Here is a 13964-nt window from a genome sequence, read left to right as displayed (position 1 = left end):
TGCCTACATGCTGACTTGTGTATATAACATTTGTATTACAATGCAACATCTTTTTGACAGAAGCTAAAGTAGTAACAAGAAACCACCACCTACTTTATAGAATTGCCTTATAATACCTTAATTGCCTAACCCTAATTGCTCACATGCTTTGCTTAATTCAACTTCAGTTAAGCTAGTGAACTCTTCATCTGTAGACTTTCTATATGCTAGAAACTTATTCAATGAATCAGCATCTCTTTTTTCCAATATAGATCGTATGTAGCCTGCCTGTTTAGAACACATAAACTCTTTAACCTGATCAGAATTAGCTTTATTTAATAACGCCCATACTGGTTCCATACAGCCCTTTTCTACTAAAGGTGTTAATAAAACTGTACAGAAAAGAGGTGATTTATCCTCTAGTTCCTCTCTTATCACTAAAGCACGATGGCTATCAAATCCTTCCTTCATCCACATATGCATAAAAAGCTTTACACTTTCACTTACATAAGGCTCTGAATGTTTTTTGATTTCCATGTCTAACCAGATATTATAATCATCTTCTGGAACATCATTTGGCTTTAAACAATCAAATAATTCCTGAAATTTATCAAAGCGAAGTGCACCCTGTAGTGTATTCAAACTACCATAATAACCATTTTCAGCTAAGTCTCTTTTTAGAAGTTCTGGATATTTATCAGGACTTATTTGACTAAAACAAAACTCGAATATTTCAGGATAACTATTACAACGGTTCCCTGCTACATATACTGCTGTCTTCATCAAGATTTCATCCTTTTTCTGTTCACTCATCTCACTTTCAGGTAATGATTTTATTTTATTCCAAAAGAATTCCACTGCCTGCTCCTGCTTAAGGCTCACAGCACACTTAAGTCCATATTCATATGGATGACAGCCATCTAAATTTAATTTAGAGATATAACCGCTAATAAAATGTGACCAAAACTGCGCTAAAAGACCCGACCCGCAACACCTAACTAAGTGCTCATACTCCAATAGACTACTCTTACCTTGAGCTGATAATTCCTCTTTTCTTTCCTCAAACAAAGCAATAATATCTTCTTCTAGACAGCAACTACAGGCAATGGCATACTTATCAAAGAGATTACCTGAATCTGGCGCAATTAACTTTTTGCCTACGACTTGCCTATCAAGCTTAACTCCATGTAAATTGTCTACTTTTTTCCAACAATCCTCACTAGACAATACCTGTGCAAGAAAATTACGTCCTTTTTTGCCACTTTTTTGGTGCAGACGCCAATTTGCATAGCACCAGCGTTCAATTTGAAAAAGCTTAGATGCTCTATGGGGATCATCCTCTTTAATAGACGAAAACAAAACTTTTGGAATATCTGAACGCAACATAGCCACTACCTTAATTAATTAGATTATCAATTACATTTTAAGTATAGTATTCTATCTTTAAAACTTGTCAATCATTATTGTAGAAAATTTTCTAACCCAAAGTAGTTTTAGGCAAAAGTCTCTTAAGAAGGTCGGTACGGGATTTTTCTTTACCTTCAAATTCTGTTTTCATTATGAGTTTGCCTTAAATTCCTCCTTAAGAAAATTAGTATTAATCTAACAACGTATTTTACTAATAGCTTAAATAATATAGCCATTTTCAGTGCTCAAAACCAGGGACGGTGAGAACAATTTTTCTTGGAATCAGTTGGACTACCAAACGATACATACGAACTTTTCTAGATAATAATTTCATTATACGCTGAAATCAGCTATATTGGCTCACTTTTACTAAACCTACGTACGAACTGTTTTGCCTAAGCTTATGAAAATAATTTAAACCTTCTATTTTTATAACCTTATTTCTATGCGGCTTGTTCTCGCAAATATACGACCTTTTTTGCAATTTTAGAAAGAGTCAATAATTCAAATTTTTGCAGCACTAAAATAGACGTTTCTTTAGTTACAACAAGGTCTATTTTTTCGTAAATAAAAATGTTTTATAATAATTAATTATTAGAATGAAAATATCATACTTGGCTCTCAAGAAATTTCCTGTTGTGCAGTGGTAAGGTTTGGAGAAAAAGATTGACTTGGCAACGATAATTTACTAGACTAAAGTTTATATTAAAATACAAAATGGGGTTGCGGGTATGGAATCTGGTTTGGATCACAATTACAATAAAATACTTGATATATTAAAAGGTGCTATTAAAGGCGACGATAATCAAGTTAAAGCAAGAAAACACCTTAGAGTAGAAAGATGGTTGAGGGCTTATATTCAATTAATTGAAGATTTTGATGAGGAAAAACTAATTTTTTTTTCTGATATATTCTCTGATAATTCTTGTTGGGATGGAATAAAATTAAAGAATAAAGCTGTTGGTGAAAGGCTAACTGAAGAAAAAAATAAAAATGGAAAAGAAAATCCGCTTGATCTTGCAGATAGATATTACTTGGCATGTAAATATTGTCTAGAAGATAAGATTCCTGGATTATTTGAACAAGTATTTATGAGATTTAAGAGAAGTGCCTTTGAAGAAGATGGATCTGATGATGATCTGAGAAGAGAATTATTGGAAAATATCGAAGAAACTAGCCCTATAGAAGCTTTCTGGTCTTTTCTTATTGATAAGCAGATTGGAAAACTAAACGAATATAAATCAGTTGAAGGTTTGCAAAAATCCATACAGATAAATTCTAATAAAAACTGGGAAGAAGGTATAGAGTTCTTCTATAATAAATTACACAATGATTCCAGTATTTCTAGTCAAGATAAAGATGATCTGTTAATTGAAGCAGCTTTATCTGCAGTAAAGGGTTACAAAGAAGTAGACACCATAGAGTTTTGCCTGTCTAAAATGGATGATGAGCAAAAGAAAAAATTACTAGATAGAGATTATAAGGAAAATACTTATTATGCAGTGTTGAATGTGCTAGTAGGTCAGTATTACTTTGATTCTTTTATGGAATTAATCCGATTGTGTAGTCAGATTGAATGTGAACGTTACACAACTTTTTTATCTTCATTATCAGATCAAGTACTGAAGAATCCAGATCTGTCTGAAGAAACAAAAAAATGTATGATGAATGTTTGGGAACGTATAATAAAATTAAAAACTCAAGACCGCGGGGAGCAATCTATTTCCTCTATTTTTGTAGACTATTCAGTTACATATACAATAGCAAATTTAATTGTGGATCCAAGTAGACAAGGGGTAAGTAAAGAAGAAATATTAGGGAAGATATTAAAGCACGTAAAAGAAATGAGTGGTGAAGAGATGATAAAGGTTAAAGATTCTGTATTAAGTAAAATTCAGTTATTTCATGGGGGTAAAAAATTGCAGTTAGGAGAACAAGTATTTTCTAAATTAGCTCAAGAAGCTTCTAAAGAATCAATTTTGCGTGAAGCTGGTGATACTTTGCCACAGTCAAGTCTCAGTACGACTGATACCCCATATAATATAAAATCTTTAAGCCATAGCAAATAGGAGTAATATGCCAAGTAATGTCAAGCCGCTTGAGTTGGTACAGCTTCTGTTAATGAGAAATAAATCAAAAGACGAGTTCCTAGATTTTCAAAAAAGGTTCCAATCGTTTATCAATCAATCTCCTTCTTTTTTGCATTCAGTTGGAAAGCCAGGCTTTTTCCCTAGTTTCTTTTTTGGTATGTTTGCTACTGTATTAGACACAGAACTTGCTACTAAAATTGGTATTAAAAAACTTCATTTTCGTTTTGATGATAATAGAACTTTAAAAATAGCTATATTAACTAATGAGGGACTTAAGTGTATAACGATGTCTGATCAAGTTGATGGTAACATGCATCTAAAGTTCTCTCAAGGAGAGTTAGAAAAAATAGCACAGAAATGGAAAATGGGAGCAGAGTTTGATAAACTAGAAAAAGAAGAGCATGAAATAACAATTACAGGAAAAGAAGTAAAGTACGGAAAGGTTGATCCAGCTTTTAGTAAAAAGACTGATTATTCACAAAAAGGTTTTACAGAAATAGAAAAAGATCGTGACCAACAAGACCTAGAGAGCTTAATTTCAAAATTGAGTAATCAAGATTTCGAAGAAGTAAAAAAGAACGCTAGAAGAATGTTTAATTATATTACAAATGTCTATAAGAAATATGAAAAAGAAACTCTATTTAGCGGTAAAGAATCAAGTCATCATGGGTTTTTAGCTGGGTTTTTGATAAATTTTAAGTATCGTTTTCACCTAAAACTTTATCTCGAATTATTTGCTGGAAAAGGTTACGCAGACATTATTTTACTTGTGCGCGGTTCTGATAAGTCGCTAAGCTCTATTCCTATTATTATTGAGCTTAAAGCAGGTACTGGTGAGATAAGTACAGTGATAAAAGCATTGAAGCAAGCACAAGATTATGTTAAGGGCTCTTTTTCTAACTCTATAAGAATGATTACTATAGCTAATGAAGCTATTTGTGTAGGATTAAATTTTGACATGGTTCATCACGAAAATGTTAAAATTGATGTAGAAAATTTTCTTAGTCGAGAAGGTAATTCTGTAATAGAAAAGTTACTTGGCACTGAAGCAGCGAATGCTGAGGTGATAAGAACACAGCTAGAGTATCTTTACTATGGAATTGTTTGGAGCAATGGTGGAAGTGATAATATTAATTATGTCAGCAGAATGATCTTAGGTCAGCTAGTACTTATTTCTAATATTATTAAGCGTGAAAAGTTAGGTAAACATATTTTTATTTATGATCAAAATGATAAAATGGTTACTGGATCACAGAAACGCCCAGAAGCAGCAAAAGAAAGTATTGAGGATTGTGTTACAACTATAGTGCTAACTTTAGGTAAGAAGGTGCTTATACTCAACATAAATGAAAAAAATGAATTTGCATTGAGAGTGCCAGATAATAAAGGAATTCCTATTGAAAATATTAGGAGAATTCAAAACGTCAATGACATAAAGATACAAGAAATAACCTGTAACTTATACAGTACGCCTAGTAATAAGAATCCATTTGATCAGTACTGTAATAAGAATAAGGGAATTACAGTAAATACGTATGACTCATTGGACAAATACAAAAGAGGTAAAGAAATTTTACAAGGTAATTTTACTCGAATTGTGGAAAATAAAAAATTTAAAGCAGCTTTGAGCAAAGCTATAGAATCTGGTAAATATGATGATTACAAAAAACTATTTGAAGAAATTTCTCATATACTACATCCTTTCAAATCATTAATAAGCAATGAGGCTACATTTCAAGCTGTATTGCATGGTTTATTTAGTAGCTACGGAGAAGATAATATAAAAGTTATTACTGAATTTCAAATAGGTGGTGGAGAGAAGTTGGATGTTATTTTGGTTATAAATGCTACTGATCAAAAAAAAGAATACCCCCCAGTTGGAATAGAGCTAAAATTTGCTAAGAAAGGAGAATTGGATAAAAAAGAAAAAGATGCTAAGGACCAGTTGAAAAGATATAAAGAAGGTGAAGCGTATAAGGTAATTACTGATGCTGGCAAAGTGAAACTGATATATGCTGTTTTTAATAAAGGTGCAACAGATGAAGGTTCCCTTATAAAAATTGGTAATGAGTTTGTAGAGGTAGATGTAAGACATAGCTCTGTGGTTGCTTTTGGTCAACAGCCAGGTAGTCTCCAACAACCTTATGTTAAACAAGCAGGTCTATCTCGAGCAGTTAATCAGTGATCTAGTCTTAAGAAATAGTCATCTTAAGTAGGTTATGCTGTCGGGAAGTTTTGTGACAAAGTTATAGAAGGAAAACAAAATGATCCTGATACGAGTACATGGAGTGCTGTTAAAAGTTCGTTTTCCGATACATTTATTACTAAGCATAATATGAATTACATTTATAGTAATCAATCTCCAGTGAATTCCTTAGATAGCTAAGAGCTAAAAGTATGTATTGTGTAAATAGTTACCAAGGCTGGAAGGTTTTGAACTTTTTTTCACAACACTGATGTTCTTGCTAAAATATTTTTGAAAAAGTTAGTTGACTTATAAATAATTCTCTACTAATACTGGCATGTGTTTGTTTATTCTGCTGAAGTGGCTCCGCAGGTTACTGTATAAGCTTCAGCAGTTTCCGTGCTCCTTTAAAGCATCATGCTCTTATAGTAGTGATATCAAGTATAGGTCTTAACCATGTTGATTTATAGTAAAATTAGCTCAAATTTGGAGTCATAAGCAACTTTTAACCTCTCTATATACTCCATTGTTACTCACCATAAAAACTTAACAAAAGCTTAACGACGTGAGCAGTAAAAAGATTATGGTTATTGACTTAATGTTACATATCGCATACAATATATCATATATCTTAGCTTAAGGGGTAAGTATGAGTGAGTCTACTGGGATGGTAAAATCTATCATCAATCTACTAAAGCCAAAATCCAAATCAGAACTATATGATTTCGAATATGAGTCCATTATAGAACATCTATCATCTAAAGAGCATTTATTAAATGAGCTGATGAATGATATGTGGTACTCAGGAGACTTACCATCAGTCAGAAACTATAATGAACCATTATCTTTGATAGATAGCAAACTTGGATTAAGTGAACAAATTTGTGTTTGGTTTGCTCTGGACCATGATCTTACGCCAAGTCAAAAAATTTTAAACAAAAAGTTACTTAGTGCTCTAAAATGTTTAGCTTCTAACTGTGGTTCATTTGATAATACTGAGCCCCTTGAAGAATTTTTACATGATAATAAAAACAATAAAGATTTAAAAGTGATTCTTAACCTAAGAAGAGGAGAATCTCAATCAACAGTATTGCATGCGATTGCAGGAGCAAATATTGGTGGATTTCGTCGCATAGGAAATCAGGCTATAGATTTACTCTTAGAAGCAGGCGCAGATCCTAACATACAAGATAATAAAGGAAAAACACCATTATGCCTTGCTGCTGCCAAAGGTCATTACGATAATACAAACTCTCTCCTCTCAAAAGGAGCTAACCCTAATATAACAAGTAGAAAGGGTAAAACTCCACAACAAATAGCAACTAATAAACTCTGCTATAATATAGCAGAATTATTTTTAACTGATAAACAGAAAAAGATGAATAAGGAATTGTATGACTTACTTGCACTAGATTCAGACTGCACTAAAAATTTAAAGGAGTTTTTAAGTAAGCATAAAAGAGACTCAGACCTAAAAGTGGTGCTAAATATTCGGCACGGAATGGGTGAGTCAAAAGTGTTCTCATATGTTGAACGTTTTGCTTGGGACAATGAAGATCTTGCTCAAGAGTTAAGAAAAATATTTCTAGAAGCAGGAGCATTAGATTATGATAAAAATATTATTTATCGTCAGCAAAAGAAAGGACAGGTCAGTAAATTACTCGTTAATTTAACCTCAAATCAAAAGGAAAAGTTAAATGAGTTTTCTGATAAGGTGTTTCAGGCTCAAAACATGGCTGAACTTGAAGAGATTGTAAACGATGCTATAAAGTCTGGTGTACGATTAAACTATTCTCTTTCACAAGATTTCTTTTCAGGTAATGAGTACACTTTTACCGATTATGTGATGAAAAAAATCAGTGAGTTGGAAAAAAATCCTAAAGTTGCTAGTAATATAATATGTCAATTAGTATCAAAAGGGGCAGTGTTTGGTAATACAGTTGATGCTAACACACTGACATCAGAATTTAAAGAGCATAAAACTAACCTAAAAAAAGCTTATAGAGATTATATTAGCAATTCTCATAAGTTTATTGAAATCGCAAAAAGTGCAACCAATAGCGAGCTAAAAGATGCAAGAGTAGACAACTCCGTTTTTTACTTAGAATATTCTAAAGATAGTAAAATAGACATTATAAAGATAACAGATGGGGCAAGGGATTTAGGTCTAACAGATGGAGATGTAAAGTGTGGAAGAAATATAGTAAAGATCGGTAATAGTGAAGTAGAAATTAAAACTGAAGATGGCATAAGGAATTATACAGATCTTACAGAAGGCAGCAGTATAGTATTAACTTTCTATACTAGTTTGGGAGAATTGGAAGTTAGATTATATCCTGATGAGAACAATAAAAAATTGATAAGAGTAGAAGTGAGCGATGAAGATCTATTTGAAGAAATAGCAAGTCATGAAGAAATAGGGCAAAATTGCTTATTGGGAGGTTTATCGGTTATTGAAGCTATAGATCAAGGTGTTTTTGCTAGATCTGGTGGATTAATGCATCCTGAAGTAATAAGCGAGTCTAACAACAAATGGACAGAACGTGAAGAGTTAAGAAGAGTTTCTGACTCTAGGGGAGAAATTGCTAGGTAAATTATGCAGCTAACCACTTTTGCATCTAGAGTGATTATGCTTTAGTATATAATCAAGTTCTGTAACACTGTTCTAACCCCAACTATGAATTAGATTGTAGGTAAATTATTGAAAATCACTACTTTTTTAGTTAAGTTTGATCAAATTTAAAAGTAGCGTATGCATCATGCAGCTAATACCAACACTCATTGTTGGGAACGCAAATGATAAATTTGTTTAACTTCTCAATTATAGGCAAAAACAGCTCTTTTTCATGTGTTTCATAACTAACGGAAATTGGTATTAGAAAAATTATACTTGCATTAGCTTTTATTCATGCTAATTATGTACATAATATATCTATAGATTGAGGGATTATGATATTAGAATATATTTTAGGAACTAAGCAAGTTCATGCAAATGGTGGATTAGCTACTGAAGAACAGCACATGGAACGTTTTGGTCAGCAAACTCTGGAGCCTAGTCCATCATTGTTAGATCAAGAACAAACTGATGACTGGCATGAGTCCGTTGTTGAAGACAACAATACTGTTGTTGAAAGTTCTTTTATTCCAGAGAACTCAATTTTAATGAATTTAGCAAATCTGTTAACTGAAAGCGAAAAAGTTTCGATTGATGAATTTCATGACAAGATGGAAAGTATAATGAAAGAGTTTCATGAAAATAGATACGAAAGTTCTGCAAAGGTCACTCTAGAAAAGATGGAACGTTTAATAGATGAACATTTGAAAAGAAAAATAAAGCTAAATTTACGCTGTGATCACTATGAACGTAGTGTGTCGAATTTTATATTTAAAAAAATAATTGACATTGCTAATGCTAGCAGTGTTATGCGTATAACTCCTACTACTATATCACGTTATAAGGACAATGGGGAAGAGGCAATAGATGAGTGGGAAGAGGCTTTAGAACCTTTATTCAATATTGTCAATAAGCTGCTATTAGCAGGTGCAAAAATAGAGTCTGATTTTTACAATGATAGAATGATAGGTGAAACTATGTGGGGAAGTGATGAGCCTATTTTTACAGAGTGTAAAAAAATTAAGGACAAACTGAAAAGTATCGCATATGAAGGTTTAATAAATAAGAATGAACAAGTTCAAGATGATGATCTGCAAGTAGAAGTAGATAACAATCTTGTTCTTTTTAGGTGGCCAAAAAACAGTATTGTTGAAGTTGGAAAGGTTATGAATAGTAAGGTGAATGAAAACTTTAGTATAGAAAGTAGCATCCTACAGATTGGAGAGAGTATAGTAAGAGTTGAAAATATAGGAGGAAAAAGAAATTATACAGATGTCTTAGGAGATAGCATTGAAATGTCCTTTACCACTGAAGTAGGCGAGATTAGTATTCATCTGTATCCTAGTGATAGTAATATAATAAAAGTAAAGCTTGATGGAGAGAACCAGGAGAAGTTTAACAAATTAAAAGATAAATCAAGTCTAGGAGAAAGCTGCTTTTTAGGAGGAAAAAGTGTTCTACAAGCTGTTAACGATAAAGGTTTTGAAAGAAACGGTAGAATACTTATAGAGTCAGCTGAAACTATTAAACAATCAAATTTTGTAGTGAAAGAATCAGGTGTCCCATCTACTCTTATGAGGCCAATCGATAGTTTAGACCAGCTGCAAAAGGTGGGAGCTTCGAAAGAAATAGTAGTGTGTTAATGAAGTCAACTAAAATTAGTAAACAAAAGAAAGGTCTTGGAGGGTAAAAAAATTGATGTATCTTCAAAGTAAGATTTTCTTAGGTATAAACTATACTCTCAAGGTGAGAAGAAATAGTAGGGGGATAAGTGTTGACTTAATAATTTAGAGATTCTTCTAAAGAAATTATTTTTCTCTCTTGATGTTTATTCTTTTATAGGTATAGCCTTTTGTGTTTGATTGAATTGACTTTTGTGATACCTACAGAATTTCCTTTATCACCCCAACTATGGATTAAATAAAGAGATAAAAGTGCAGCTAAGAAGAGGAAAACAGGGTAAGCTCAAGTATTTTATCAATAATTAAGAGGTTACCCATGAAGAAAGATATTTTACTGTTGCGTCGAGGATTTTTGTCGCACAGTCGATGATAATTTTGCTAATATGCTCCTATCAAAAGGAAGAAAACCCACTAGAATAACGGACTTCGGAAATTCTCACCATAATTCTATTATATCATCAATCCCCTTGCAAAAGTTTCAAAGCTTTTTACCTACTTTATCTGCCACTTTATAAATCTGAGTTTTCTAAATTGCCAACATATGACCGATTTATCGCTCTTAAATCACGGGTTTTATGGATTACTTTTGCAATGGTTCTGCAAACAAGCAAAAATGACAGGTATTGCCTACATAGACACTTCTACAATCGCTGTTTGCCACAAAAAAAGAATCTCCAAGAACAAAGTTTTTGATGGTTTGGCAGAAATTAGTAAGAGCACATATGGTTGGTTTTTTGGCTTTAAATTGCACTTGGTAATTAATGAAATTGGAATCACTTACTCTAACCAAAGGTAACGTTGATGACAGAAAACCTGTGCCAACTCTCACTAAAAGACTGACCGGACTTTTGTTTGGAGATAAGGGCTATATAAAGAAAGAGCTCTTTGAGAAACTCTTTGATAGAGGCCTAAAACTCGTCACTAAAGTAAAAAAAGGTATGAAAAACGTACTCATTTCACTTAAAGAGAAGATTTTACTAAGGAAAAGATCGATTGTTGAGACTGTTTTCGACTCCTTGAAAAACAAATTTGAGATTGAGCACACAAGACACAGATCGCCAACAAATTTCCTAATTCATGTTTTTTCTGTTCTGATTTCCTATTCCATGCAGTCGAAAAAGCCCTCTATTTCTATGCCTTTCTTTGCTGGCTAATCCATAGTGGCTTTGTTGCATAGCACTGATAGGCATGTAAATCACAGTGAATTTACGCAGCTAATTTAAATTCAGCCATACCTATATCAGTAAATTTGTTCAATAAGTAGCACTTAATTAACAGCTCTTTTTCACGATTTACCTCTGATTTATTTTTCAAGCCAAACCCAAATATTTGCTTCAACCTATAGAAAAAGACTTCAATATAAGACCGTGCTCCATACTTAACTTTTTTCTTCCATTCATTAATACCATCTTCATAATTCTCATATGACCTAATTCTACTAATATACTTGTTTCTTTCTGATAAGTAGTCAGCTAAACAAATTTTAGTATCCTTCCTAGGGCGAATAATAGGCACAATATTGTATTTTCTGCATTCTTTATACACACTTTTTATATCATAAGCCGCATCTGCTCGAATAGAACAAATGTTATATTTATCACTGACTTCTTCTAACATATCGCAGACCGGCAAATAGTCTACAGCAACACCACTAGTGTAGTTCATGCTTATTGCTTTCTTATCATTTATGTTTAAAACAACATGTAATTTTCTTACTTGACCATAACCACTGTATTTTCTTTTTCGAATATTAAGCTTACTATGCCCACCGTTATTATTGTAGATACTAACTCTAGTGCTATCTACGGCAATTTCAACATTTTCCAGATCATCTTTATTGCTTCTATGGTCATCAATCTTCAAATTAAGCTTTTTAAATCTTCTGGAAGCTTGTGTATAGCTGATAATCTTAAGTTTTTTGCCTATTTGTACCATATAACCTTTTACAAAACCTACAGCTTGTCTCAAGCCAATTCTAAAAAGATGAACTATTATGTGTATTAAAATTACAACTTTATCACTATAAGTGTTATTGCCACCTGCAACTTTTGGACTATTTTCATACCAATTTTCTATGGCTTGATTAACAAAATGAAAAACATTTCCTCTTTTTTTGAGAAACTCGTTATATTCTCTTTGGTTACTTACTCTCATTTTTTGTGGCATAAGTTGTACTTGTTTGAAAAATGCCTATTTTACAACAAAATTCGTTAGTAGCCATATATTAAAAAGCTTTTCTTCTTACAATAACCTCAACCAACACTAGCTATGCAACAAAGCCATCCATAGTTGGGGTTTTATCAGACCCACCACATGATTCAGCGGGAGAAGGGCTATCAGGTTCTTACGCAATAACTTTGGAGTTCTGGAATCGTTTCATATGTATGTTTAAGATTATCACTATTTTTATTACATAGTTAAGTATCAGTTCCTGTAAAACTAGTTTACCTTAATTCTTTGTTTTAAAGTATTGGTTTTCTGGCACATAGTCTTTTCCATTGCCTATTGCTTTTGTAAATTGAGATTCTAAGCCGTAAAACTTCTCCAATTGGTCACTCCATAACATTGGTACTTCTCTTAAATAAGCTAGCTTCAAATCTCTTGGCTGTCTCCCATTTACTATGTCTTCCTTTATTTTTGGAGCTAAATAATTTAATCTCAAAATTTGCTGTATACGTCTTGTACCTATATTAATTTTGGCACTCATCTCTTTAACACTTCTATACTTTCCCTCTTCTAGCTGACGTTTCCATAGGTGAGCTCTCACCACTGCTTTCAGTAGTGCATTATTTGTTTTCCCTTCTGGCTCTACTACTGTGCATTTATTTCCTTTCTTTTTTATTGGTATAAATGTTTCCTCTGACTCAGAATGTACCTCTATTCCATCTTCTCTTATCATTACTCCCTTTATTAACTTTTTCACTACTTCTTTCTGCTTTCCAAAACTTAAATTTTCCCATTTTTCTTCGGTCTTTTCTCTCCAATTTTCATATATCTGCTCCGCTTTCCTCATCACTTCTTTTTCTACTTCTCCTGCTATTACATTTCGGTTTTCTGATTCACAACCTTTTCCCCTTAAATGATTGTTGCATACGTAATATCGATATCTCTTATTCTCCTTTTTTGCATATGTCAGTGTCATATTCACATCACAGCTCTTGCACTTAATTATTCCCCTAAGCAGTGCTTCCTCATATTTTGCTTTTCTATATGGTTGATTCCTTATCAATTCCTGCGCTTTTTGCCACTTTTCTTCTTCTATTATTGCTTCATGCTTTCCCTCATACTCTTTTTCATAATGTTTGATTTTTCCCATATATATTGGATTTGTTATTATTCTCCTTACCGTCGCTTTTTTAAAGATATCTGATTTTGTCCGGTATCCTTGACTATTTAACTCCCTTGCCAATTCTGCCATTGATTTTAGCTCCAAATATCTTTCAAATATGTGCCCTACTATTTTTGCTTCTTTTTCATTTATTATTAATTCTTTATCTTTTACATCATACCCAAGCGGTAAAGTTCCACCCATCCATAATCCCTGCTCTTTTGATGTTGCTATTTTATTTTTTACCCTTTCTACAATCATCTCTCTTTCTAGCTGTGCTGCTCCTGATAACACTGTTTGTACAAACTTTCCCATTGGCGTATTATTATCAAATATCTGCGTTACTGCTACAAAATTTACTCGGTGCCTTCTAAAAAATGATGTTACTTCAATGCTGTCTTTTGTCTCCCTTGATAGCCTATCCAGAGTATACACTACCACACAATCTACTTCTCCTCCTTTAACATCTTCAAATAATTCCTTTATTGCTGGTCTTTCTAAATTCTTTCCTGAGAAACCTCCATCATCGTACCTTTTGGCCAATACTACCCAACCCTCTCTGCTCTTTATGTACTTTTCACATGCTACTCGCTGCGCATCTAAACTGTTAAACTTTTGTTCTAGACCGTCTTCATTTGACTTTCTCGTATATATCGTGCATCTTACTTCTTTTAGCATT

At 32.8% G+C, this 13964-nt stretch carries 7 protein-coding genes and 1 pseudogene; 5 read left to right on the top strand and 3 right to left on the bottom strand.

Annotated features, from left to right (window positions below; translation table 11 throughout):
- Positions 1–117: 117 nt before the first annotated feature.
- Positions 118–1365: a hypothetical protein gene (locus AAGE00_RS05030; RefSeq protein WP_264686030.1), complete on the bottom strand. Its 1248-nt coding sequence runs from the start codon at positions 1363–1365 to the stop codon at positions 118–120.
- 752 nt (positions 1366–2117) lie between these two features.
- Between AAGE00_RS05030 and AAGE00_RS05025 the strand changes: the two genes are divergently transcribed.
- The 5 genes and pseudogenes from AAGE00_RS05025 to AAGE00_RS05005 all read left to right on the top strand — a co-directional run bounded on the left by AAGE00_RS05025 (position 2118) and on the right by AAGE00_RS05005 (position 11111).
- Positions 2118–3455 (top strand): hypothetical protein, encoded by a 1338-nt coding sequence (locus AAGE00_RS05025; RefSeq protein WP_096097233.1) that lies wholly within the window; start codon positions 2118–2120, stop codon positions 3453–3455.
- A 7-nt stretch (positions 3456–3462) separates the two neighbouring features.
- Positions 3463–5661 carry a hypothetical protein gene (locus tag AAGE00_RS05020; RefSeq protein ID WP_096097234.1) on the top strand — a complete coding sequence of 733 codons (2199 nt, stop codon included), beginning with the start codon at positions 3463–3465 and terminating at the stop codon, positions 5659–5661.
- 649 nt (positions 5662–6310) lie between these two features.
- Positions 6311–8254: an ankyrin repeat domain-containing protein gene (locus AAGE00_RS05015; protein WP_341815174.1), complete on the top strand. Its 1944-nt coding sequence runs from the start codon at positions 6311–6313 to the stop codon at positions 8252–8254.
- A gap of 356 nt (positions 8255–8610) precedes the next feature.
- Positions 8611–9918 (top strand): hypothetical protein, encoded by a 1308-nt coding sequence (locus AAGE00_RS05010; protein ID WP_019236482.1) that lies wholly within the window; start codon positions 8611–8613, stop codon positions 9916–9918.
- A gap of 365 nt (positions 9919–10283) precedes the next feature.
- A pseudogene (locus tag AAGE00_RS05005) lies at positions 10284–11111 on the top strand (IS982 family transposase).
- Positions 11112–11163: 52 nt separating this feature from the next.
- On the opposite strand, the gene AAGE00_RS05000 reads toward AAGE00_RS05005, so the two are convergent.
- Together AAGE00_RS05000 and AAGE00_RS04995 are read right to left on the bottom strand one after the other, a co-directional pair.
- A complete protein-coding gene (locus tag AAGE00_RS05000; RefSeq protein ID WP_341815149.1) occupies positions 11164–12123 on the bottom strand; it encodes an IS5 family transposase in 960 nt (319 codons plus the stop codon).
- A gap of 283 nt (positions 12124–12406) precedes the next feature.
- A complete protein-coding gene (locus AAGE00_RS04995; RefSeq protein ID WP_096097267.1) occupies positions 12407–13963 on the bottom strand; it encodes a recombinase family protein in 1557 nt (518 codons plus the stop codon).
- Position 13964 lies beyond the last annotated feature (1 nt).

The organism is Wolbachia endosymbiont (group B) of Aricia artaxerxes (genome assembly GCF_964026975.1).
Lineage (GTDB): Bacteria > Pseudomonadota > Alphaproteobacteria > Rickettsiales > Anaplasmataceae > Wolbachia.
The sequence above is the reverse complement of the archived record's forward strand: the minus strand, read 5'-3'. Positions and strand labels throughout refer to the sequence as shown.